At 57.7% G+C, this 22,954-nt stretch carries 17 protein-coding genes; 6 read left to right on the top strand and 11 right to left on the bottom strand.

The window, feature by feature from the left end:
• The first annotated feature begins 300 nt into the window (after positions 1-300).
• From G5221_RS19110 to G5221_RS19120, 3 genes are all read left to right on the top strand, one after another.
• Positions 301-2,175: a S8 family serine peptidase gene (locus G5221_RS19110; RefSeq protein ID WP_421263726.1), complete on the top strand. Its 1,875-nt coding sequence runs from the start codon at positions 301-303 to the stop codon at positions 2,173-2,175.
• Positions 2,176-2,193: 18 nt separating this feature from the next.
• A complete protein-coding gene (locus G5221_RS19115; protein WP_421263727.1) occupies positions 2,194-2,652 on the top strand; it encodes a serine protease chaperone in 459 nt (152 codons plus the stop codon).
• Between the two features lie 421 nt (positions 2,653-3,073).
• On the top strand, positions 3,074-5,455 hold the full coding sequence (locus tag G5221_RS19120) for a beta-glucosidase (protein ID WP_421263728.1): 2,382 nt from the start codon (positions 3,074-3,076) through the stop codon (positions 5,453-5,455).
• A gap of 95 nt (positions 5,456-5,550) precedes the next feature.
• Here G5221_RS19120 and G5221_RS19125 read toward each other — a convergent pair whose 3' ends face one another.
• The 8 genes from G5221_RS19125 to queA all read right to left on the bottom strand — a co-directional run bounded on the left by G5221_RS19125 (position 5,551) and on the right by queA (position 14,080).
• Positions 5,551-6,528, bottom strand: a complete 978-nt coding sequence (locus G5221_RS19125; RefSeq protein WP_421263733.1) for a helix-turn-helix domain-containing protein — start codon at positions 6,526-6,528, stop codon at positions 5,551-5,553.
• 598 nt (positions 6,529-7,126) lie between these two features.
• Positions 7,127-8,062, bottom strand: a complete 936-nt coding sequence (nlpI, locus tag G5221_RS19130) for a lipoprotein NlpI (protein WP_005344691.1) — start codon at positions 8,060-8,062, stop codon at positions 7,127-7,129.
• Positions 8,063-8,152: 90 nt separating this feature from the next.
• A complete protein-coding gene (locus tag G5221_RS19135) occupies positions 8,153-8,521 on the bottom strand; it encodes a rhodanese-like domain-containing protein (protein ID WP_005344690.1) in 369 nt (122 codons plus the stop codon).
• Positions 8,522-8,605: 84 nt separating this feature from the next.
• Positions 8,606-9,553 (bottom strand): protein translocase subunit SecF, encoded by a 948-nt coding sequence (gene secF / locus G5221_RS19140; protein WP_005344682.1) that lies wholly within the window; start codon positions 9,551-9,553, stop codon positions 8,606-8,608.
• Positions 9,554-9,563: 10 nt separating this feature from the next.
• Positions 9,564-11,417 carry a protein translocase subunit SecD gene (gene secD / locus G5221_RS19145; RefSeq protein ID WP_216953338.1) on the bottom strand — a complete coding sequence of 618 codons (1,854 nt, stop codon included), beginning with the start codon at positions 11,415-11,417 and terminating at the stop codon, positions 9,564-9,566.
• Positions 11,418-11,435: 18 nt separating this feature from the next.
• The gene (yajC, locus tag G5221_RS19150) at positions 11,436-11,771 is read right to left on the bottom strand and encodes a preprotein translocase subunit YajC (RefSeq protein WP_005337327.1); all 336 of its coding nucleotides are present in this window, start codon (positions 11,769-11,771) and stop codon (positions 11,436-11,438) included.
• A 45-nt stretch (positions 11,772-11,816) separates the two neighbouring features.
• The gene (gene tgt, locus G5221_RS19155) at positions 11,817-12,953 is read right to left on the bottom strand and encodes a tRNA guanosine(34) transglycosylase Tgt (protein ID WP_005337329.1); all 1,137 of its coding nucleotides are present in this window, start codon (positions 12,951-12,953) and stop codon (positions 11,817-11,819) included.
• A gap of 74 nt (positions 12,954-13,027) precedes the next feature.
• On the bottom strand, positions 13,028-14,080 hold the full coding sequence (gene queA, locus G5221_RS19160; protein ID WP_042056163.1) for a tRNA preQ1(34) S-adenosylmethionine ribosyltransferase-isomerase QueA: 1,053 nt from the start codon (positions 14,078-14,080) through the stop codon (positions 13,028-13,030).
• Between the two features lie 212 nt (positions 14,081-14,292).
• Between queA and G5221_RS19165 the strand changes: the two genes are divergently transcribed.
• From G5221_RS19165 to ahpF, 3 genes are all read left to right on the top strand, one after another.
• A complete protein-coding gene (locus G5221_RS19165) occupies positions 14,293-14,739 on the top strand; it encodes a CBS domain-containing protein (protein WP_013723842.1) in 447 nt (148 codons plus the stop codon).
• Positions 14,740-15,431: 692 nt separating this feature from the next.
• On the top strand, positions 15,432-15,998 hold the full coding sequence (gene ahpC / locus G5221_RS19170; protein WP_005337335.1) for an alkyl hydroperoxide reductase subunit C: 567 nt from the start codon (positions 15,432-15,434) through the stop codon (positions 15,996-15,998).
• A gap of 123 nt (positions 15,999-16,121) precedes the next feature.
• Positions 16,122-17,702 carry an alkyl hydroperoxide reductase subunit F gene (ahpF, locus tag G5221_RS19175; RefSeq protein ID WP_421263729.1) on the top strand — a complete coding sequence of 527 codons (1,581 nt, stop codon included), beginning with the start codon at positions 16,122-16,124 and terminating at the stop codon, positions 17,700-17,702.
• 136 nt (positions 17,703-17,838) lie between these two features.
• Here the strand turns inward: ahpF and G5221_RS19180 are convergent, their stop codons facing one another.
• From G5221_RS19180 to G5221_RS19190, 3 genes are all read right to left on the bottom strand, one after another.
• Complete coding sequence (locus tag G5221_RS19180; protein ID WP_019446090.1) at positions 17,839-18,555, bottom strand: SIMPL domain-containing protein; 717 nt, start codon at positions 18,553-18,555, stop codon at positions 17,839-17,841.
• Positions 18,556-18,611: 56 nt separating this feature from the next.
• Positions 18,612-19,172, bottom strand: coding sequence for a hypothetical protein (locus tag G5221_RS19185; protein WP_005337339.1), 561 nt, complete (start codon positions 19,170-19,172; stop codon positions 18,612-18,614).
• 86 nt (positions 19,173-19,258) lie between these two features.
• Positions 19,259-22,888, bottom strand: coding sequence for a VWA domain-containing protein (locus G5221_RS19190; protein WP_421263730.1), 3,630 nt, complete (start codon positions 22,886-22,888; stop codon positions 19,259-19,261).
• Between the last annotated feature and the right edge of the window lie 66 nt (positions 22,889-22,954).

The following is a 22,954-nucleotide window of genomic DNA, read 5'->3' on the forward strand; positions in this document are numbered from 1 at the left end:
TGCCGTTTATTTCCAAGAGCGCACGAGCGCCCCTCGGGATTGCCCCGAATCGAGATGGCTGCGGCGAAGGAGAGTCGCGAGAGGAGTGAATTACAGATAAAAAGATCAGTAGCAAACGGTGAGAACCATTCTCAATAAAACACATAACCAGCGTCATTGGAATACCTACCATAAACCAGATCGGATTTCTTTGAACCTCATTGCGTTTTTTGAAAATGGCTCTTTTTGAACCCCTACCACCCGTGTATAGATTTCCGTCGCACTCAGGATGGTGCGATCCAAGATGGAGTTAAAAAAATAATGAAGCAAACATCGTTAGCACTGGCGATCACAGCACTGCTGTCGACCCTGCCCAGTGCGCTCGTTCAGGCAAATGAAGGTTGTGCGCCGCTCACCGGCAAGGAGAACGGCATGGATATCGGACGCAGCAGCACCGAGCGCTGCCTGCCAGGTACCAATCCCCTGCAGGATCAGCAGTGGTATCTGCTCAACAGCGGCCAAGATGGGTTCAGCGCCCGTGGCGGCATAGCGGGCAATGATCTCAACCTCTGGTGGGCTCATCGCACCGGCGTGCTGGGCCAGGGAGTCAATGTGGCCGTGGTGGATGATGGTCTGGCCATCGCCCACCCGGATCTGGCGGAGAACGTGCGTCCGGGTTCGAAAAACGTGGTAACCAGCAGCGATGACCCGACACCGACCGATCCGGATTCGGCCCACGGCACGTCGGTCTCCGGCATTATTGCGGCGGTAGACAATGCCATCGGTACCAAGGGGATTGCCCCGCGAGCCCAGCTGCAGGGGTTCAACCTGCTGGATGACAACAGCCAGCAGTTGCAGAAAGATTGGCTCTACGCCCTTGGCGACAGCGATGCCAGCCGCGACAACCGGGTGTTCAACCAGAGCTACGGCATGAGTGTGGTGGATCCCCGCTCTGCCAACTCTCTGGATCAATCCCAGCTTGATCGTCTGTTTGAACAACAGACCCTCAAGGCGCAGGGCGCGGCCTATATCAAGGCCGCCGGCAACGGCTTCAACAAGATAGCGGCGGGCGGCTATGTGCTTAACCGCACCGGCAATGGTCCCAAATTGCCGTTTGAAAACAGCAACCTCGATCCCTCCAACAGCAACTTCTGGAACCTGGTGGTAAGCGCGCTCAACGCCGATGGCGTCAGATCCTCCTACTCCAGCGTCGGTAGCAACATCTTCCTGAGCGCAACCGGCGGCGAGTACGGCACCGACGCTCCGGCGATGGTGACCACGGATCTGCCCGGCTGCGACATGGGTTACAACCGCACCGACGATCCCAGCACCAACCGGCTGCACGGCAACCTGCAACTGGATGCCAGCTGCGACTACAACGGCGTGATGAACGGCACCTCCTCCGCTACCCCCAGCACCTCCGGCGCCATGGCGCTGCTGATGTCCGCCTACCCGGATCTGTCGGTACGTGACCTGCGGGATCTGCTGGCGCGCAGCGCAACCCGGGTCGATGCCACACAAAAACCTGTGATGGTCAGCTACACCAGCAGCACCGGCAAGGTACGCGATGTGAAAGGGCTGGAAGGGTGGGAGCGCAATGCCGCCGGCATGTGGTTCAGCCCGACTTACGGTTTCGGTCTGATCGACGTCAACAAGGCCCTTGAGCTGGCAGCCAATCACCAACCCCTCCCCCCGCTGGTACAACTGCCATGGCAGAAGATCAATGTCACCGGCAGTACCGCTGCCATCCCGGATGTGGGCAACAGCCCGACCAGCTCGACAACCCGCATTGCCACACCATTGACGGTAGAAGCGGTTCAGGTGATGGTGAGTCTGGATCATCAGCGCCTGCCCGATCTGCTGATCGAACTGGTCTCCCCCGCCGGCACCCGCAGCATCCTGCTGAGCCCCCTCAACAGCCTGGTCGGCCAATCTCTCGACCAGCAGCAGCTGGGCTTTGTGCGAACCAAGGGATTGCGCGACATGCGGATGCTATCCAACAAGTTCTACGGCGAATCGGCGCAAGGCACATGGCGACTGGAAGTAACCGATGTTGCCAACGGTACCCGTCAGGTCTCTCTGCTCAATCGCGAAACCCGTGAGCGTACCACCCTGACCGAGCGCAACAATCGCCAACCGGGCAAGCTGATCTCATGGTCCCTGCGGGTCCTGGGTCACGATGCCAACCGCAGCTAACACGCTAGGAGTATTACCATGAACAAACCTGTTACCTTGCTTCTGGCAACCCTGCTGGCCCCCCTCTCGGGACAGCTCTGCGCCCAGGAGTCCGTCACCATGGATGGCAAGCAGTACAGCACCATAGAGGTGAACGGCCAGACCTACCTCATTCCCGACAACGGCAGCAAGAGGCGGGTCGCCCGCAGCCTTGACAGCAAGGTCCCGCAACAGACCCTGCGCCGCGGTGACGTGTTGATGCAAGGGGCCGCCAGCCCGGAGCTGACTGTAAGCGGTACCCTGCTGGTGGAAGCCGATGACAACCAGGCCAGCGCGCTGGCCAGCCGGCACGGCCTGCGCTTCAAGCAGAGCAGTGGTGGTATCGCCCTGCTGGAAGCCAAGCCGGGCACCGATCTGAACGCCGTCGCCACGGCGCTCAAGCAGGAGGGGGTCAACGTGCAGATTGAACTCGCCGGGGCCCTCAAACAGCCCAAGTGAGCCGTCCCGGGCCATTGCCCGGGCATCTCAGCTGATCTTCGAGGGGGCCGCCGGCCCCCTCGCGTGTTGATCGCAGCCATCCTCATTAGCCGTCAGGCCATCCGTTTTATCCGCATCTCCCCTGCCCTTTCCCCTCTTGCCACCTCCCACCTTTGCTTTGGCACCGCCTTTCGATACGACCTTGCTCACAACTCGGCCCCCTTGCTCCCGCCGGCACATTTCTCGCTCCCCCGGGGCAAGGCGGCCATCGCCCGGCTTGTTAACCTGCCTGCAGCCAAACGCCGGCCCACCGGCCCGTTCGGCCTTCCTTGCGATATCCAATGGCAGCCGCCAGCAGAGCGGCCCAGCCCGGGCGGGTGCCTTGCGCCCGGTGTCGATATCTCCTTTGTATTTTTATTCAGACAGTTACGAGGACGTCTTCATGCCTATCACCACAAAATTGAAAGCGGTTGTACTGGGTGTCAGCCTGGCGCTGGCCGGCATGCTGGTCGGTTGCAACCAGAATGACTCGGATCCCCTGGTCAAGGACGATGCCTATTACCGCGGCCAGGCCGAAGCCATGGTGGCCAAGCTGACCCTGAGCGAGAAGCTGGACCTGCTCTCCGGCCCCGGTTACGGCAGTGCCAACGGCGCCATCAACGTCAAACAGGACGTGCCTGGCGTGGCGGGTTACATCAACGGCGTACTGCGCAGCGCGGACGGCATCGACATTCCGGCCCTCAAACTGGCGGACGGGCCGGCCGGGGTGCGGATCAACGCCAACCGCGACGGTGACAGCGCCAGCTACTATGCCACCGCCTGGCCCATCGGCTCACTGCTCGCCTCCAGCTGGGACGTCAAGCTGGTCAAGGCCGTCGGCGAAGCCATGGGGGACGAGGTGCGCCAGTACGGGGGCGATATCCTGCTGGCTCCGGGCATGAACATCCAGCGCAACCCGCTCAATGGCCGCAACTTCGAGTACTACTCGGAAGATCCCCTGCTGACCGGCAAAATCGGCGCCGCCATGGTCAACGGGGTGGAGAGCAACGGGGTGGGCACCACCATCAAGCACTACTTCGGTAACAACTCCGAGACCAACCGCAACCAGATCAACGACATCGGTGAACCGAGAACCTTCCGCGAGATCTATCTGCGCGGCTTCCAGATAGCGGTGGACGAGGCCCAGCCCTGGGCGGTGATGACCTCCTACAACAAGGTCAACGGCACCTATGTCAACGAGCGCAGGGATGCGGTGACCGACCTGCTGCGCGGCGAGTGGAAGTTTGACGGCCTAGTGATGTCCGACTGGTTTGCCGGCGACGTGGCCAACAATGCCTACAAGCAGGTGCTGGCGGGGCAGGATTTGATCGAGCCGGGCAACGTCAAGGAGCAGTTGCAGCAATCCATCGAGCACGGCGATCTCTACGAGGCCAAGGTGAACGAGGCCGCCATCCACATCCTGACCCAGGTGATGAAGAGTCCCTCCTACAGCCAGTTGGTCATCAGCAACAGCCCGGATCTGACCGCCAATGCCAAACTGGCCCGTCAGGCCGGCGCCGAGAGCATGGTGCTGCTGCGCAACGATGCCGCAGCCCTGCCGCTGGCGACAAGCAGCAGCCTGGCCAGTTTTGGCATCAACCAGATCAACACCTACAAGGGCGGCACCGGCAGCGGGGATGTGAACGCCGCCAGCACCACCACCATCGCGCAAGGACTGGCGGCACGCTTCCCGGTCAACGAGGCGTTGCAGAGCTACTACCGCGATTTTTACGAGAACAACAAGGTCTATCACGAGGGACAGTTTGGCGCCAAGGGCTACTATACCTGTGCCGAGGCACCGATCAGCGGCGATCTGGCAGCCCTGATCGCCAATGCGGCCGCCACCCAGCAAGCCGCCGTCATCAGCATCGGCCGCCAGGCCGGGGAAGGGGCGGATCGCAGCAGCGGCAAGGGGGACTATCTGCTCGGTGATGACGAGCGCGCCCTCATCGACGCGGTGAGCAGCGCCTTCCACGCCCAGGGCAAGAAAGTGGTGGTGGTGCTCAACGTCAACGGCGTCATCGACACCGCCCAGTGGAGCGACAAGGTGGATGGCATCCTGCTGGCCTACATGGCCGGCCAGGAGACCGGTCACGCGGTGGCGGACGTGCTCTCCGGCGCGGTCAACCCGAGCGGCAAGCTGGCCCAGAGCTTCCCGCACAGCTACGCCAGCGTTCCCTCCGCCGGCACCTTCCCGGGTGAGGACACCGACGGGGACGGAGAACCGGACGATCTCTACTACAACGAGGGGATCTACGTGGGCTATCGCTACTACAGCACCTTCGAGCAGGCGGTCTCCTACCCGTTCGGCTTCGGTCTCTCCTACACCAGCTTCAGCTACACCAGCCCCGCCATCGCCAGCAATACCTTGGAGGGCGGCAGTGCCGGCAACCTGGTGCTGACCGCCACCATCACCAACACCGGTGCCGTGGCAGGCAAGGAGGCGGCCCAGGTCTATGTGACCGCCCCCGAGGTCAAGCTGAAGAAACCGCTCATCGAGCTCAAGGCCTTTGCCAAGACGGCGCAACTGGCACCGGGGGCCAGCGAACAGCTGAGCTTCACCATTCCGGCCAGCATCCTCGCCAGCTTCGATGAGGCCAGCAACCAGTGGATCGTGGAGCCGGGTCGATATAGTGCCTACATCAGCCCCTCGTCGGATGTCTCCGCCAGCACGCCGGTCAGCTTCACGGTGAGCAAGGAGATCGTAGTGAGCAACACCACGCCGGGGGCACTGGCACTGCCGGCCGGAGTGGATCCCGCCAGCGTCACCACCATCACCCGCTAACAGAGGCAGGCACGGCCGGGCCCCCAGCCCGGCCTTGTCCGACAATGGCCCAGCAATGACCCGACCACGGGACCGGCCTTGCGCCGGTCCCGTTTTTATTGGCGGGAGTTGCGATAGGCCAGCGGCGTCATCCGGGTGTTGGCCTTGAAGAAGCGGTTAAAGGCGCTCTGGGACGAGAATCCGACCCGATCGCTGATGTTCTGTAGCGGTTGATCACCCTCCCCCAGCAAGCGGCAGGCTTCGCTCACCCTCGCCTCCCTGAGCAGGGTGGAGAAGCTGCTCCCCTCCCCCTGCAATTTGCGATTCAGGGTCCAGCGGCTGACATTCATGGCCGTGCACACCTCCTTGAGCAGGCTCTCGTCGCTCTCCAGCCCCCCTTCCCGGATCTTGTGGCGGATCCGCTCCCCCACCAGACAGGCAAAGGGGGCCCGCTCGGCGATGTCGGCACAGATCTGCGCCAGCTGAGCCAGTTGCAGATGACCCAACGGCTCGTTGTAGCAGTGGCTGGGACAGTCGAGTTGGGCGTTGTCGATGGTCAGGGTGTTTTCCTCCTGCTCCCAGCGGCAGCGGGTGGCGAAGAACTGGTCCAGCAACTGATGGCGCGGTGGCGGCCGCCCCGTGAAGCCCACCGAGACCCGGGGATCCGCCAGATAGACTCGCAAAATTCGGTAGAGCATGATGAAGTTGGGGATAGCCTGACTCGCCCCCAGGCTGGCGGGCCCCTGATTGACATACAGGTATTGGCTGGCCTGCGCCCCCCGCAGCACCCGCAGCTCGTCACAACTGCCGATGATGGGGCGATAGGCCAGCAGCACCTCAAGCGCAGCCCGCGGCGAGGGCTGATTCAGGCACAAGCTGATAAGGGGTGGATAGTGCTGGTAGAGCTGGCCGATGTCGTAGGAGAGGATGGTTTCGTGAAAACTGGCCAGATAGGGCTGCATCAGTTGCAGCATCCGGTAGTGGCTATGGGCCGGCAGCCGGCCCTGCTCCCGCTCGATGTCGAACGACGTGAGGCCGCCCGCCATCAAAATGGCATCGGGATCGCCCCCCTGCTGCTGGCAGGCTCCCAGCATTCGTCTGATCACCTGGTTTGATACGCTCTGTGACATCTGCCGTCCTGGCCTCCGTGCTGACAGGAAACTGCTCGTGATCTCCACCTTATCGACTACTGATCCGCCCCCCATCGCACAGGGTTAGGGGATCAGGGGCCATTATGGGGCGGTCACAGGACGAGCAGATGTAACGGAGTGTAAAAGCACGGGCCAGCACGCATATTTACTCCCTATCGTCAGCCTCACTCATTAAGAGAGGCAGTCCGGCAGGAATCGAACAAGAGCAGCGATAGTCAACCAGTCGCCCACCGCGATAGGGAAGAGAATCACCCATATCAGGAGGCATACGACGAGCCGACCGGGTTTCACACGGAGTCGGCCCCATCCATCTGTTGAGCTGCATGGATCAGATGTGCCCGTTCATTATTCAGAGGCGGGCGGCAGAGTTGGAAAAACTGGCGGGGTTGTGTGGATTAGCGACACGAAGCTCACTGTGACATGGAGCCAAGCCACGGGAGTGGGTGTGAAAAAGCAGATAAAAACAATGCCAGTCAGGTTTCACTGACTGGCATTAGCCTCATATCGAGGTTTTTTATCACCGGGTAATCGCCATCTCCATTCAGGAGGGCTGTTCGCCTTTGCTCTGGGCACCCGGCGGCAAGGGTTTGCGCGCCATCAACTCCAGTTCGAGCAGAGCATAGCGGTGCTCGATGAAGTCATAGACGTTGTTGGAGAGCGCCAGCTTGAAGTAGCTGATGGCTTCCTTGCGGTTGCCTTTGCCCAACTCGAACTTGCCCAGATAGAAATAGGTTTCACACAGGCGCTCGGCCAGCTCCCGGTTATCTTTCACCCCTTTCACCACATTGCCCATCAGCTGGGACGCGTTGATCTCACCGGTGTAGAGACGCACCAGATCCCAGTTCCATGCATCGTCATCGTACTTGTTGAGGCGCTCGCGCATCCGGCTCATGGCCGCAGCGGGATTGAGCTTCTGCTCGGCCAGATAGAGCCAGATCACCCGATAAGGGTCTTCCGGCTGCGCTTCGTAGAAACGCTTCATATCGGCCGCTGCCAGCTCGGGACGATTACCGTAATAGAGGGCAATACCGCGGTTAAGGTAGGCATAGTCATAATCGGGTGCCAGCTCGAGGGCTGAGTCGAATGCCTCATAGGCTTCGTCGTAGTTCTGCTGCTGTACCAAATAGACACCGATGAAGTTATAGGCTTCAGCGAAATCCGGTTTCTCCCGCAGGGCCCGGTTGAAATCGAGACGAGCAAGGGAACGCAAGCCGACGCGATCAAACACCACGGCACGTTCATAGAACAACTCTGCCCGTTGCTCCGTGGTCAACTCCATTTCACTCAGCATCTGCCCGAGTCGGGCGAGCGCCAACTCGCTTTGGTAGGAGACCTGCAGGGGGGTCGCCAATACCAGTGAAGCAGGCTGCGCCTTGGGAACCTTAGGGGTGTTGACATGACTGCTACTGCTGCAACCCCACATGGGTAGCAGCAACAGGATACCAAGGAGGTATCCAATCCCTTTCCTGACGTTCAATGAACACTCCGACGCTTACGCTTGACCCCGCATATGGTAAAGGTCAGCCGCCACTTTGTCATGTAGCTGAGCCCCTCTCCATCAAATAAATCAGGATTCGACAGGGTATCCGGCCTCCAGCCAGCCGCGAAAACCGCCGTCAACACTGATTACGTTGCGATAACCCATCTGTTGCAAATTGTCGGCCGCCAGTACGGAGCGAAAACCGCCACCACAATAGAGATAGAGCGTGGTCTCGGGATCCGGGAACAGGGTCTCGATATCCCGCTCAATCACTCCACGACCCAGATATTGGGCTCCGGGCAGATGGCCTTTGGCCCACTCGCTCTCTTCCCGCACGTCGATCAGGTGAAACGTGCGCCCTTCGTCCTGCCAGCGCTTGATCTGGTGAACATCGGTTTCGGTGATGCGGGAGCGGATCCCGTCAACCAGCGCCAAAAAACGGGGATTGTGTTGCATGGCAAGCTCCTTTTGTTGAAATCATCTGCGTCAGCAAACGACACGCAGAGATAAGAAAAGAGCGCCATGAGGCGCTCTTCACTGTTACGGCAGGATTTCCTGTTGGTCCGCACCCTCTTTCTCTACCTGGGTGGGCAGCATGTGCTCGCGCTTGACGCCGAGGAACATGGCAAACGCACTCGCCACATAGATGGAGGAGTAGGTACCGAACGCCACACCGATCACCATGGCCACGGCAAAACCGTGGATCAGCGCGCCGCCCTTGAGCAGCAGCGCCAGCACCACCACGAAGGTGAGCCCGGAGGTGATGATGGTACGGCTCAGGGTCTCGGTCATGGAGAGATCGAGAATGTAGTCGGTATCCCCTTTGCGCACCTTGCGGAAGTTCTCCCGCAAGCGGTCGAACACCACTATGGTATCGTTCAGGGAGTAACCCACCAGGGTCATCAATGCCGCCAGCACGGTCAGGTCGAACTCGTACTGGAAGTAGGCAAAGACGCCCAGGGTGATCACCACGTCATGCACCAGCGAGAGGATGCCGCCCATGGCCAGACGCCATTCAAAGCGCACCGCCACGTAGATCAGGATACAGATGATGGAGGCCAGCATCGCCAGCGCCCCGTCAGTAGCAAGCTCGTCACCGACTGAAGGGCCGACGAATTCGACGCGTTTGAGTACAGCGCCCTCATCGAGCAGCTTGGCCGCTGCCAGCACCTCGTTACCCTGCTGCTCGACCTTGACCCCCTCTTTAGGGGTCAGACGGAACAGTACGTCACGGCTGGAGCCAAAGTGTTGCAGGGTGGCTCCTTCAATCTTCTGCTCTTCCAGAACGTCGTGGATCTTGTCCAGGCTCACCGACTGCTGGAATCCCACCTCGATGGTGGTACCACCAGTAAAGTCCAGACCCCAGTTCAGCCCCCGATCAAACAGGAAGAACAGGGCTACCACCATCAGCACGGAAGAGAAAACCACACCCGGCTTGGCATAGCGCATAAACGGGATCGGTTTTTCAAAATGTAGAATCTGAAACATTTCTCTATCCTCAGATGGGCAGCTTGTCGATACGCCGTCCACCCCAAGCCAGGTTGATAATGGCACGGGAAACTGTGATGGCAGTAAACATGGAGGCGGTCAGACCAATGCCCAGCGTCAGGGCAAAGCCCTTGATGGCGCCAGTACCGATACCGAACAGGATCACGCAAGTGATCAGCGAGGTCACGTTGGAGTCGGCGATGGTGGAAAATGCCCGATCAAAGCCCAGATGGATGGCTTGCTGAACACCGCGACCGTTGCGGATCTCTTCACGAATACGCTCGTAGATCAGTACGTTGGCATCCACCGCCATACCCAGCGTCAAGACGATACCGGCGATACCCGGCAATGTCATGGTGGCCCCAGGGATCATCGACATGATGCCGACAATCAACACCAGGTTCATGCAGAGCGCCAAGTTGGCGACCCAGCCGAACGCGCGGTAGTAGATCCCCATGAACAGCACGATCACCAGCATGGCCCAGCCGATGGCTTCCATACCGCTGTCGATGTTCTGTTGACCCAGGCTCGGGCCAATGGTGCGCTCTTCCACGATCTGGATCGGGGCGATCAGGGCACCGGCACGCAGCAACAGCGCCAGGTTGTGGGCTTCGTTGGCGTTGTCGATACCTGTGATGCGGAACTGGCTGCCAAGGCGCGACTGGATGGTGGCGACGTTGATCACCTCCTCCTGCTTGCGGAACTTGCGCTTGCCATCCGGACCAGGCTGACCGACCGGCTTGTACTCGATGAAGACGGTCGCCATCCCTTTACCGACGTTGTCCTTGGTAAAGTTGGCCATCTTGTTGCCACCCTGGCCATCCAGCTTGATGTTGACCTGGGGACGGCTGTACTCGTCGAAACCGGACTGGGCACCCACGATGTGGTCACCGGTCAGGATCACTCGCTTGTGCAGTACCACCGGACGACCATTGCGATCGGTATAAACCTTGGAACTGGGGGGAACTCGCCCTTCAGCAGCCGCCTGAATATCAGCCGCCTCATCCACCATGTGGAACTCCAGGGTCGCGGTCGCACCGAGGATCTCCTTGGCACGAGCGGTATCCTGAATACCGGGCAGTTCAACGACAATGCGTTCGGCGCCCTGCTGTTGTACCAGCGGCTCGGCCACACCCAGTTCGTTGACCCGGTTACGGATGATGGTGATGTTCTGCTCGAGGGCGTACTTCTTCACCTCCTTGATCTTGGCTTCGCTCAGACCAGCCAGCAGGATGAACTCATCCCCCTTCTGCTCGGTAGTGAAAGTCAAATCAGGGTTCTGACGACGCAGATGAGAAACGGCGCGTTCCTGATCGGCTTCGTCACGGAAGATCACCTGCACCTGATCACCGACCCGGCGTACGCCGGAGTAACGGATCTTCTGGGTGCGCAGCTCGGAGCGGAAATCCTGCACCATCTGCTCTTGCTGCTTGGTCAGTGCTTCGGCCATGTCCACTTCCATCAGGAAGTGCACACCACCGCGCAGATCAAGACCCAGCTTCAGAGGCGCCGCACCGATGGCTTCGAGCCAGGCGGGAGTGGAAGGTGCCAGGTTGAGTGCGGTAATGAAGTTGTCGCCCAGCTTGTTGGCAACGATATCGCGCGCCTTCAGCTGGTCTTCGGTGTTCTTGAAACGGATCAGGATAAAACCGTGCTCGAATGCAGCATGTTTGACCGGGATCTTGGCCGCTTCAAGGGTCTCTTTCACCAGATCAAGAGTATCTAGCTTGACTTCGGCACCACGGCTGGCAGAAACCTGCAAAGCCGGATCTTCGCCGTAAAGATTGGGGGCTGCATATAGAAAACCGATGGCGATCACCAGGATCACCATCAGGTATTTCCACAGCGGATAGCGATTCAACACGCTGTGCTCCTTGGGAGATTAAAGGGACTGGATAGAACCCTTGGGCAGAACGGCAGAGACGAAGTCCTTTTTGATGGTGACTTGAGTCTGGTCGTTCAGGGCGATCACCAGGTAATCGCTGTCTGCAGCCACTTTGGCAATTTTGCCAACCAGGCCACCGGAAGTGAGCACTTCATCACCCTTGGACAATGAGCTCATCAGATTGCGGTGATCCTTGGCACGCTTGGCCTGGGGACGATAGATCATGAAGTAGAAAATCAGGCCGAATACGGCCAGCATGATGATCATTTCCATACCACCACCCTGTGCACCCGGTGCTGCGCCTTCTGCATACGCCTTGGAGATAATGCTCATTTAACAACCTCTTATTGATGTAGATTTAAAAAAAATTATATGTTGTTATTTAACGTCATTTTCAGCTAACGGAGGCACAGGCTTCCCTTGCCGACGGTAAAACTCTGTTACAAAGTCGTCTAATTTACCCTGCTCGATCGCGTCCCGCAAACCCTGCATCACACGCTGGTAATAACGCAGGTTATGAATCGTATTCAGACGGGCACCGAGGATCTCGTTGCACTTGTCCAGATGGTGCAGGTAGCTTCGGCTGTAGTTCTTGCAGGTGTAGCAATCACACTCGGCATCCAGGGTACTGGTGTCGTTGCGATGTTGGGCGTTGCGGATCTTCACCACACCATCGGTGGTGAACAGGTGGCCGTTGCGGGCGTTGCGGGTCGGCATGACGCAGTCGAACATGTCGATACCACGGCGCACCCCTTCCACCAGATCCTCCGGCTTGCCGACCCCCATCAGGTAACGCGGCTTGTCGGCTGGAATTTTCGGGCAGACGTGCTCGAGGATGCGGTGCATGTCCTCTTTGGGTTCACCCACGGCCAGACCACCGACCGCATAACCGTCGAAACCGATCTCCAGCAGCCCCTTTAGGGAGACATCCCGCAGATCTTCGTAGACCGAGCCCTGAATGATGCCGAACAGGGCGTTCTTGTTACCCAGTGCATCAAACTTGTCGCGGGAGCGCTTGCCCCAGCGCAGGGACATCTCCATGGACTTGCGCGCTTCTTCATAAGTAGCCGGGTACGGGGTGCACTCGTCGAAGATCATCACGATGTCGGAGCCCAGATCGTACTGGATCTCCATGGACTTCTCGGGGTCAAGGAAGATCTTCTCGCCATTGATGGGGTGACGGAAGTGGACGCCCGCTTCGGTGATCTTGCGAATATGGCCCAGGCTGAACACCTGGAAACCACCGGAGTCGGTCAGGATCGGGCCCTGCCAGTTCATGAAATCGTGCAGATCGCCGTGGGCACGCATCACTTCCTGACCCGGACGCAGCCAGAGGTGGAAGGTGTTACCCAGCAGGATCTGGGCGCCGGTTTCACGCACTTCTTCCGGGGTCATCCCCTTGACGGTGCCGTACGTCCCGACCGGCATAAAGGCCGGCGTTTGTACCACACCACGTTCGAAGACCAGTTGACCGCGACGGGCACGGCCGTCGGTGGTTTTCAGTTCAAATTTCATTGCTACCTCGGCTGCGTCAGATAAACAGTCTGACTATAGGAGGGCCGCTCACGGCCCGGTAAATAAGCTGAAGCTTATGCTTCAACCTGGCGACGGGTGACGAACATGGCATCCCCGTAGCTGAAGAAACGGTACTGTCCGACCACGGCTGCCTGATAGGCCGCCATCACGTTGTCATAACCGGCGAAGGCGCTGACCAGCATGATCAGGGTCGACTCCGGCAGATGGAAGTTGGTGACCATGGCATCGACAATCTGGAACTGGTAACCAGGGAAGATGAAGATATCGGTGTCACTAAAAAAGGGCGCCAGCGGTTTGCCCTGCGCCAGGGTGACCTTGGCCGCGCTCTCCAGCGAACGGACCGAAGTAGTACCGACCGCAATCACCCGGCCACCACGGGCACGGGTGGCCGCGATGGCATCCACCACCTCTTGCGGCACTTCCGCATACTCGGAGTGCATGTGGTGATCTTCAATCTTATCTACCCGCACCGGCTGAAAGGTGCCCGCCCCTACATGCAGGGTGACGAAGGCCGTTTCAACCCCTTTGGCCCGAATTTTCTCAAGCAGCGGCTCATCAAAGTGCAGGCCGGCGGTCGGCGCAGCGACAGCGCCCGGCTTTTGATTGTAAACGGTCTGGTAGCGCTCCTTGTCAGCATCCTCGTCGGGACGGTCGATATAGGGGGGCAGCGGCATGTGGCCGATGGCCTCCAAAATCTCCAGCACCGGACGCGGGTCGAGGAAGTGGATCTCGAACAGGGCGTCGTGGCGGGCGCGCATCTCTGCCTCCACACCACCATCCATGATCATCCGGGTGCCGGGCTTGGGCGCCTTGGAGGCACGGACATGGGCCAGCACGCTGTGCTCGTCCAGAATGCGCTCGACCAGTACCTCCAGCTTGCCGCCGCTGGCCTTCTGGCCAAACATGCGCGCCGGAATGACACGGGTGTTGTTGAATACCAGCAGGTCACCCGGATTGAGCTGATCCAGCACATCGACAAATTGACCGTGGCGCAGGGCGCCAGTTTGACCATCGAGCTGCAACAGGCGGCTGGCGGTACGCTCTGCCATCGGATAGCGGGCAATCAGCTCGTCTGGCAGATCAAAATGAAAATCGGATACTTGCATCTTTCACCTCGGGGGGAATCGGCGGCTAGTCTAGTTATCCCCATCTTCCAAGGCAACCCAAAAGACCAAAAACCCAAGAGAGACAAGGGGTAGCGAGCAATATTGAGACACACCTCCGGTTAATGATTCTTTAATGTTCTGTATTGACCCTGATCATGTTTTGCCAGTTGGGGCTGGGCTAGGGTGAAAGCAGATACACAAGGAGGCCCACCATGATGACCCTATCCGAAATCATGACCGAACACCCCTTCACTCTGGGTCCGTCAAACAGTGTCAAACAGGCGATGGACCTGATGCAGCAGGAGCGGATCCGCCACATTCCCATCGTCGACGAGCAGCACCACCTGCTGGGGCTGGTGACCCTTACCGATATCCTGGCCACCCGGGAATCCAAGCTGCTGCTCATCAGCCCGGAGCGGGAAGCCGAATTTACCGACAGCGTGCAACTCGACGAGATCATGACACGGCAAGTGGCGAGTGTAGATCCTCACGCCGGCATCAAGGAGGCGGCACTTTACCTGCAGCGGCACAGATATGGCTGCCTGCCGGTACTCAAAGGACGCAAGCTGATCGGCATTGTCACCGAGTCGGACTTTATTGCCGTGGCCATCAACCTGCTGGAATTGATGGAAGAGCAGGAACCACCTACCGACTTTTGACAGTTCAGACTGTAATTAAATTACAATAAAAGCGTTTTCAGCCGTCAAAATAAGCTGAAATGATGAAACACTTTCATTTTGATTGAAAAATTACACCAAATGCTTGCCTTGTGATCTGCGTCACACTATCATCCCTCTCATGCAATAGTTGCCGAGGGGGAGACGAGGGATTGTGCACCCATTATCTTCCTCTCCTATGTCTGCAAGTTTGCACACCCCGTAGTTAGTCTTTGCTGTAAAGCATTTGTTTATATAGCCATTCCTTGTTTGATGACCCGGCCCTGTCGTTGCGATAGCGCCGGGATTTTTTTATCTGCGCCTTTCGGCTTTCCCCTTACCAGCACATCCCCCATCGCTGCGAGCAGCGGCCTCAACCTCCTGCGCCACCCGTTTGCACCACCGTTTATCTCATCGCGTCATCGTGGATCTGCACACCCCTTCTTATGCCTTGAAAAGGCGATGTAGTGCACAGATATTGAACCACGACAAGGAGTTATCTCAGTAGGCCAGAGATATTCATGTTAGGTACAGCCATAGTGAGCTATCTAATGAGTAGATTTAAGCGATTCAAAATTGCGGCTTTTATCGATTAGCGGAAGCCCCTATGATGAATCCATCGAAAGTTAAGCGCCTCGTCTGGCAAGACTCTTCAACACCAGACCGGCATATGTACATCACCAAGGAGCAATTACATGTCTACCTACATCAACACTGAAATCAAGCCGTTCAATGCTACCGCCTACCACAATGGCAAATTCGTTCAGGTGTCTGACGCTGACCTGAAAGGCAAGTGGTCCGTGGTCTTCTTCTACCCGGCTGACTTCACCTTCGTTTGCCCGACCGAGCTGGGCGACCTGGCTGACAACTACGCTGAATTCCAGAAACTGGGCGTCGAGATCTACTCTGTCTCTACCGATACCCACTTCACTCACAAAGCATGGCACGACACTTCTGACACCATTCAGAAGATCCAGTACCCGATGATTGGTGACCCGACTGGTACCATCACCCGCAACTTCGGCGTGATGATCGAAGAAGCTGGTCTGGCTGACCGCGGTACCTTCGTCATCGACCCGCAGGGCATCATCCAGATCGTCGAGATCAACGCTGGCGGCATCGGCCGTGACGCACTGGAACTGCTGCGCAAAGTCAAAGCCGCCCAGTACGTTGCCTCCCACCCGGGTGAAGTATGCCCGGCTAAATGGAAAGAAGGCGAAGCCACTCTGGCCCCGTCCCTGGACTTGGTAGGCAAGATCTAAGCCTCCCGCTTCCAAGACCGGCCCGCATAAGGGCCGGTCTGCTTTCCGGCATTGCCAAATAGGCCTGAAAGCAGACCGACTCACATTTAATGCCAACTCGCCATTACAAGAAGGAATTCGACCATGTTGGATACCAACCTCAAACAACAGCTGAACACCTATCTGCAGTACATCGTCAATCCCATCGAGATCAGCGTGTCCGGCAACGACAGCGACAAATCTGCAGAGCTGCTGGCACTGGCCAGCGAGATCGCCGAGATGTCCCCCAAGATCACCCAGACCTCTGGCACTGCCGCTCGCAAGCCTTCCATGAGTGTCGCGCCGCAGGGCCAAGCCCCGCGCGTTCACTTTGCCGGCATCCCCATGGGTCATGAATTCACCTCTCTGGTGCTCGCCCTGCTGCAAAGCGGCGGCCACCCCTCCAAGGCAGATGCAGCCGTGCAGGAGCAGATCCGCAATCTCAAGGGTGAGTTCCACTTCGAGACCTATATCTCCCTCTCCTGCCACAACTGCCCGGACGTAGTACAGGCCCTCAACCTGATGGCGACCCTGAACCCCGGCATCACTCACACCATGATCGACGGCGCCCTGTTCCAGGAAGAGGTTGCCGAGCGTCAAATTATGGCGGTACCGAATGTTTACCTGAACGGCCAACCGTTCAGCCAGGGCCGTATCTCGCTGGAAGAGATTGTCGCCAAACTCGACACCGGCGCCGCAGAGCGCAAGGCTGCCGAGCTGAATGAGAAAGCTCCCTACGACGTACTGGTGGTAGGCGGTGGCCCGGCGGGCGCCGCAGCGGCCATCTATGCCGCTCGTAAAGGCATTCGCACCGCCATCGTTGCCGAACGTTTCGGTGGTCAGGTGATGGACACCGTCGGAATCGAGAACTTTATCTCCGTGCCCTATACCGAAGGCCCCAAGCTGGCCGCCAGCCTGGAGCAGCACGTCAAAGAGTACGGCGTGGAAGTGATAACCGAACAGCGCGCCGCCGCCATCAGCAAAGATGGATATGTGAACGTGGATCTCGCCTCTGGCGCCACCTTGAGGAGCCGTGCCGTGATCCTGGCTACCGGTGCCCGCTGGCGTGATCTGAACGTGCCGGGCGAGCTTGAGTACCGCACCAAGGGCGTGGCCTACTGCCCGCACTGCGATGGCCCCTTCTTCAAGGGCAAGCGAGTAGCTGTGATCGGTGGCGGTAACTCCGGCATCGAGGCAGCAATCGACTTGGCTGGCATCGTCGAACACGTCACCGTAGTGGAATTTGCCGATACCCTGCGTGCCGATGAAGTACTGCAGAAGAAGGCTCGCTCCATGGGCAATATCGACATCATCATGAGCGCGCGCACCACCGAAGTGATCGGTGATGGCAGCAAGGTGGTCGGTATGGACTACGAAGATCGCACCACAGGTGAGATCAAACACCTGGCTGTGGCGGGGATCTTCGTCCAGATCGGCCTGGTACCGAACACCGAGTTCCTGAAAGGGAGCGAGATTGCCCTGACCCGCTTTGGCGAGATCGAGATCGATACCAAGGGCGCGACCTCCCTGACCGGCGTCTACGCCGCAGGGGATGCCACCACGGTACCGTTCAAGCAGATCATCATCTCCATGGGTGCTGGCGCCACCGCCGCACTGGGTGCGTTTGATTACCTCATCCGCAACCCGGCACCTGAAGCGACCAAGGCTGATGCTGTGACCGCCTGATAAACCCAGCGCAACAAAAAGCCGATGCTCGATTAAGTAAACACGAGCGTCGGCTTTTTTATATCTGCATCGATGCGCAATAAAAACCCCGCAGCAAATGGCGGGGTTGTTCATGACTGGACTTAAACGACGGGCATCACTCCAGCAAGAAAACAGCCTCGATATTATCGCTTACCGTGATCTGCTGTTGTTGATAGCTGTTGTCCGCCATATCCGGCGCGGGAGCAGCCATCGCCATGGCCTGCACCACCTTCAGGTTGCGGCTGTAGGCGGTAATGGGCGAAGCATTGCGGTACTCCACACTGTAGACCTTGCCAAGCTTCATCCCGAACGCCTTGGCCAGAGATTCAGCCTTGATTTTGGCATCCTCAACGGCATTCAGACGGGCCTGCTCCTTGATGACCTGCGGCGATTTCAACCCGTACTCAATCTGGGATACAGACTCCAGCCCGGCTTTAAGTGCGGTATCCATCAGGGGGCTCAACTTGTCGAGCTGATAGAGCTTCACCGCCAATTGTCGCTGAGCACGATACCCCAACAATACCGGCTTCTTGTTTTCGCCATACTGATATTCCGGCGAGACCATCAGGTTGCCAGCCTCAACATCGCTGCGCTTGATCCCCAACCCTTCCAGTTGGCTGAAAAAGGCTGCGACCTTGGTATCGACCTGCTGCTTGGCCTTGAGGCCCTGCTTATCCAGTGCACTCACCGCCACATTGAGGGTGAGCATATCGGGTTCGGTCTTCTGCTCGGCATAACCGCTCACCACCAGATGGGGCGCTTGCGGCACTTCAATCGCCAGCAGCGGAGCACTGACAACCAGAGCGGAAAGAGTAAGAAGGGGACGCCACATAGAAAAAAACCTCAATCGGAAAGATTGAGGCCATTATGCCCGTGCAGCTACGGGATTCATATATCGTGCAAGGGGGGGAGCTGATCCAGTATCTGATTGGTCAGATCGAGGCTAATGGTGACCATGCTGCCGGGATCCTGGCTCTGGTTTGCCATATCCAGCGCAGGAGCCGCGCCACAGACCAACACCTCATCATCGAAATGGAACGAGTCCCACGACAGAACGTGTCCTTGCACCGCCTGTCCAATATTGGTGCCACCACTATCCTCCTCCATCGCAGACCAAGGGATGGTATCAGATGGTCCTAGCAAATCTTGCAACAACGGAGAGTGAAAACTGGCCAGCGGATACTCCTGCTGCCCCTGATGATGGCCAACCAGAATCATGTTATGGGCAGACTCGGTATCCATGACCGGCACATAAGTGATAGAGGCCGTAGCGAAATCAACATAGAGCGAGCCCGCTACATCACCGGCCTCATTCTCAATCTCCATCCCATCCAGCCGATCCCCCGCGATCGAGGCCTGATAGCCAAACTGGCCTGCGCAGGTAATGTTCCCCTGCCCATCCCAGCTATAACGGATGCCATCAATGTCGACCCAGTTGAATGACTGCATGATTACCCCTCTCCTCTACTGCCGCTATCTTATCCATCCCCTTGGGGAAAAAACAGGGGCCAGGCAAGCCCGGCCCCGAGACAGGGTTACGGATCAACCTTCAAGTTACCGTCATCCAGCAAGTGCTTGATGATATCCTGATTGGATCCAAGCGAAGCCAGATCGAGTGAGTTATGGAACTGGATGGTCAGTTCCGGGCTCCCACCGGCCCCGGCAGGATCTATCGTCAACGTCTTGGTCGTCGTGTTGAACTGCAGATAGTTGTCCAGCACGGCTGCCAGATCCTCGTTGTTCCCCACTGCAGGTACGCCGACCAGCAGATCCGAGAGATCCAGTACATCTCCACCATTGTTGGTATCACCTAAAGTGAAATCAGTAATGGTATCGATACTGCCGTCCGCATCCCCCGCCAGCCACTTGAAGGTGTCACTCTCCCCACCACCGGTCATGGTATCGCTGCCAAGGCCGCCGATCAGAATGTCCTTACCAAGGTCGCCCGTGAGTATATCGCTACCAGAACCACCATCCAGATAATCATCACCGACACCTCCAACAAGGGTGTCGTTCCCTTCCTGGCCAAAAAGGATATCGTTGCCACTGCCACCATATAGGGTGTCATTACCACCACTGCGGCTACTCTCCCCACTCAGCTCAGTAATATGGGTCCGGATGTAATCCACCGTCTGTTCACGTGTCCACCCATGACTGGACTCCAGCGTTTCAAATACCAGCCAACCAGAACCTTGGGGCAGATCCAGTCCCAACTCGCTGGCCAGCGTATCGGTATTGAGTACATCGCCAAACAGGATGTCATTGCCAACACCACCATCGGCCACGTCATTGCCGGCCCCCAGCAACACGGTAATCTGATCCCCCTCGGTCAGGGCTGCCGTCAACTGCTCGGCACTGGTCACAATCTGGGCATCGCCGATCGGGGCATTGAAACCCTGCTCGATCCGGATATTGTCTATCCGTACCTCAGCATTCCGGTCATTGGAGCTGTCGAGCAGTTCGAACACAAACCCGTATTGCCCGACAGGCAGTCCATCGGTTGTGATAGTGCTGTAAGCCGTCAAAACAGATGAACTAACGCCAGTAATGGTGCCCGTTTGCACTGGATTGAGCATATCCCAGACGCCACCCTCGAGTTTCACCAACTTCCAGGTGAAGCTGTCGCTGCTATTAACACCATTCAAGGCATACTGGAACTGCAGACTTGCTCCGGCTTGTGCCGCAGAAACCTGGATGGCATTGGCCACGGCGAGCGCCAATATTGTCCTGTCAGAATCAGAACCGGTTCGATCATCCCGGATCCGCAAGCTTCCATTTGTAACAGTATGCGATCCCTGAGCATCACCACTGAGCACCCATCCCGAGGCGGCATTTATGCCGCTACCACTACCAAATGTGGCCAAGTCAAGGAAGCTGCCTGCCGAGTAAAACTGATCTGCCGTTTCAGTCGTGTTATCAAAGAACTTCAACAAATCCTTGTTAACATCATTGGTCACCCCGATTGCATTGACCTGGCTGATGGCACTGAGTGAAACAAAAGCATCCACCGACTCCTTGATCACCTCAAATGTGGTGCTGTTGCCTGGTCCGGCGACCTGATTGCTGTCATTGAGGTAGTAAGTCGGGTTACCATCCGTGACAAAGAATGTCAGGTTCTGGTAACCGGGAGCAGCCTTGCTACCATCATTGAACCACTGCACGGCCTGATTGAACGCGGCTTCATAGTTGGTGCCACCATTGGCAACCAGTGCATCAATGGCATTGGTCAGGTTGCTCACATTACTGGCATCAAGCCCTACTATTGTCACACTCTCGCTGGCATTCGCCGCAAAACCAATCAAGGTGACATTGATCTCACCATCATGATCTTTCAACTGGTTGGCCAAATGGGTCAGGGAGGCCTTGAGCATATTCAGTCGTGCTCCAGCCATACTTCCAGACACATCGACCACCAGGGCAATATTGTAATTCTCACCCGGGATGAAATTGGTACTGGTGCCGCCGATGTCCCCCACCACAATATCGTGACCAGCACCGCCTGCAACCAGACCATCCACACTACCGTTGGAGTTGGGCACCTTGTGATCATCATCCGTGCCGGGGGTCCCGGTAGTGTCGGGGGTATCCGAGGTGTTGCTGCCCACAACCAGAATATTGGACGCGACGGGAGGCTCATTGCTCTTGACCGATACAGTAAAGTTGGCGCTGGCTTTATCTCCATCGGCATCAGTCAAGGTAGCACTGAAATCAAGGTCAATATCAGGAGGCGTGATCTTGTCGATCACTCCGAAATTCTCGATCCTCACTGAGTCATTGCCATTCAGCACAAAGCGGACATAAAGCTGGCTGAACTCCCCATCGGGTTCTATGCTGGCCAACTGCATCGACCCTTTGAGTCCTGACAGAACAAGCTCTCCGGAATCGACGACGGTCACGCCATCGGCAGCATAAGCCACCCACTGTATGGTGCTGGTATTGGTGTTGCCAACCCCGTAGACGTTGAAAGAGAGCCCATCAACGGCTGCAGTCGTGGATACCTTGAACCCTTCGTTATTGTCCAGGTTGCCGTTCTTAATCCCGAAACCATTGTTGTTCGGGTTGAGATTATCTGCATCACTCCCCGGCAGATCCTGAGGATTATTGACGCTGCCATTGAACAGCAGACCATCGAACAGTACACCAATCCCGCCAGCAGTAACTCCGATCGTCTCAACAGGCCCGCCAGCACCGAACTGTGCCCCGATCGAGAAAGTTTGGGTTGGCTGGGGAGTAACCAGTTCAAAGCTGTAAGTATTGTCGTCATTGAGTGTCAATGTATAGAACACTTTAGGTGGCTGCCCACTACCATCAATGGTTGCTACCAGAGTCTTGCCATCAGTCGACAAGGTTTCGGTGATCCCTGCCAAATCAGGCCATCCAGTCAGTTTCAGTCCACCAGTACCCAGAGGGCCATCAGCACCAAAAGAGACGCCAAACAATCCACCGGTAGTGATGTCGGCTACATTCATCACTTCCAGACTTTCGATGCCTGTGATCACGGGCATATCGTCTTCAATAACAACACTGACCTGCTTGGTATCACTCAAGTCACCATCACTGGCTGACAGGTTGAAGGTAAATGTCTTCAGTCCTTCCTTATTGTCTCCAAATTCATGATCGATGGGCCCCAGCAAGGTGACGGTATATTTACCAACCGGATCTACAGATACTTGTATGACTGGGATCCCTCCCGCTGAACCCACCAGTGTCGCAGACCCTATACCACTCCACACAACTGGTACCCCTCCAGAGCTCAGGCCAGATGGAGCAGAAAGAGTGAACGTAAAGGTATTGCTGTCGATATCTGTCACACTTGCCGTCGCATGGGTCGAGGTGCTGTCGGTAATATCGCCGGGATTGGGTGAATTGTCTGGATTGGATCCCGGTAATCCCTCCTCGGATATGCGCAGATCCGAGACAGTCAGCATGGGAGCATCATTAGTTGCAGTGACGGTCACGGTAAAGGGCTTGCTGTCTGCCCCACCCTCGTCCGTGGTCCCCGCCACATTGCCATTCACGACCCCGCTCCAGTCCGCCGGCAAGCTAAAGCCAGGTACGCCCGCTGTGCTCGCACCGCTCCAGCTGTAGCTGCCCGCCACCGCGCCAGCCACCCAGCCTGCCCCCATCAACGCACCTGCCGGCACACCGCTCAGGGTCACCGTCACACCGGTCACCTGCTCCGAACCATCCGCGTCGGTCGCAGTGACACCCAGCTGCGCCGCCAGCGATAC

Origin of the sequence: Aeromonas sp. 602200, assembly GCF_049173895.1 — a bacterium.
In the GTDB taxonomy this organism is placed as follows: Bacteria; Pseudomonadota; Gammaproteobacteria; order Enterobacterales; family Aeromonadaceae; genus Aeromonas; species Aeromonas veronii_A.

Bases quoted from the DNA above. Each gene is read 5' to 3' on its own strand.
- G5221_RS19180 (WP_019446090.1), bottom strand. From the start codon at position 18,555: ATGTGGCGTCCCCTTCTTACTCTTTCCGCTCTGGTTGTCAGTGCTCCG.
- ahpF (WP_421263729.1), top strand. From the start codon at position 16,122: ATGTTGGATACCAACCTCAAACAACAGCTGAACACCTATCTGCAGTAC.
- G5221_RS19185 (WP_005337339.1), bottom strand. From the start codon at position 19,172: ATGCAGTCATTCAACTGGGTCGACATTGATGGCATCCGTTATAGCTGG.
- G5221_RS19135 (WP_005344690.1), bottom strand. From the start codon at position 8,521: ATGCAACACAATCCCCGTTTTTTGGCGCTGGTTGACGGGATCCGCTCC.
- tgt (WP_005337329.1), bottom strand. From the start codon at position 12,953: ATGAAATTTGAACTGAAAACCACCGACGGCCGTGCCCGTCGCGGTCAA.
- yajC (WP_005337327.1), bottom strand. From the start codon at position 11,771: ATGAGCATTATCTCCAAGGCGTATGCAGAAGGCGCAGCACCGGGTGCA.
- G5221_RS19110 (WP_421263726.1), top strand. From the start codon at position 301: ATGAAGCAAACATCGTTAGCACTGGCGATCACAGCACTGCTGTCGACC.
- G5221_RS19115 (WP_421263727.1), top strand. From the start codon at position 2,194: ATGAACAAACCTGTTACCTTGCTTCTGGCAACCCTGCTGGCCCCCCTC.
- G5221_RS19120 (WP_421263728.1), top strand. From the start codon at position 3,074: ATGCCTATCACCACAAAATTGAAAGCGGTTGTACTGGGTGTCAGCCTG.
- ahpC (WP_005337335.1), top strand. From the start codon at position 15,432: ATGTCTACCTACATCAACACTGAAATCAAGCCGTTCAATGCTACCGCC.
- G5221_RS19125 (WP_421263733.1), bottom strand. From the start codon at position 6,528: ATGCTGGGAGCCTGCCAGCAGCAGGGGGGCGATCCCGATGCCATTTTG.
- secF (WP_005344682.1), bottom strand. From the start codon at position 9,553: ATGTTTCAGATTCTACATTTTGAAAAACCGATCCCGTTTATGCGCTAT.
- G5221_RS19165 (WP_013723842.1), top strand. From the start codon at position 14,293: ATGATGACCCTATCCGAAATCATGACCGAACACCCCTTCACTCTGGGT.
- queA (WP_042056163.1), bottom strand. From the start codon at position 14,080: ATGCAAGTATCCGATTTTCATTTTGATCTGCCAGACGAGCTGATTGCC.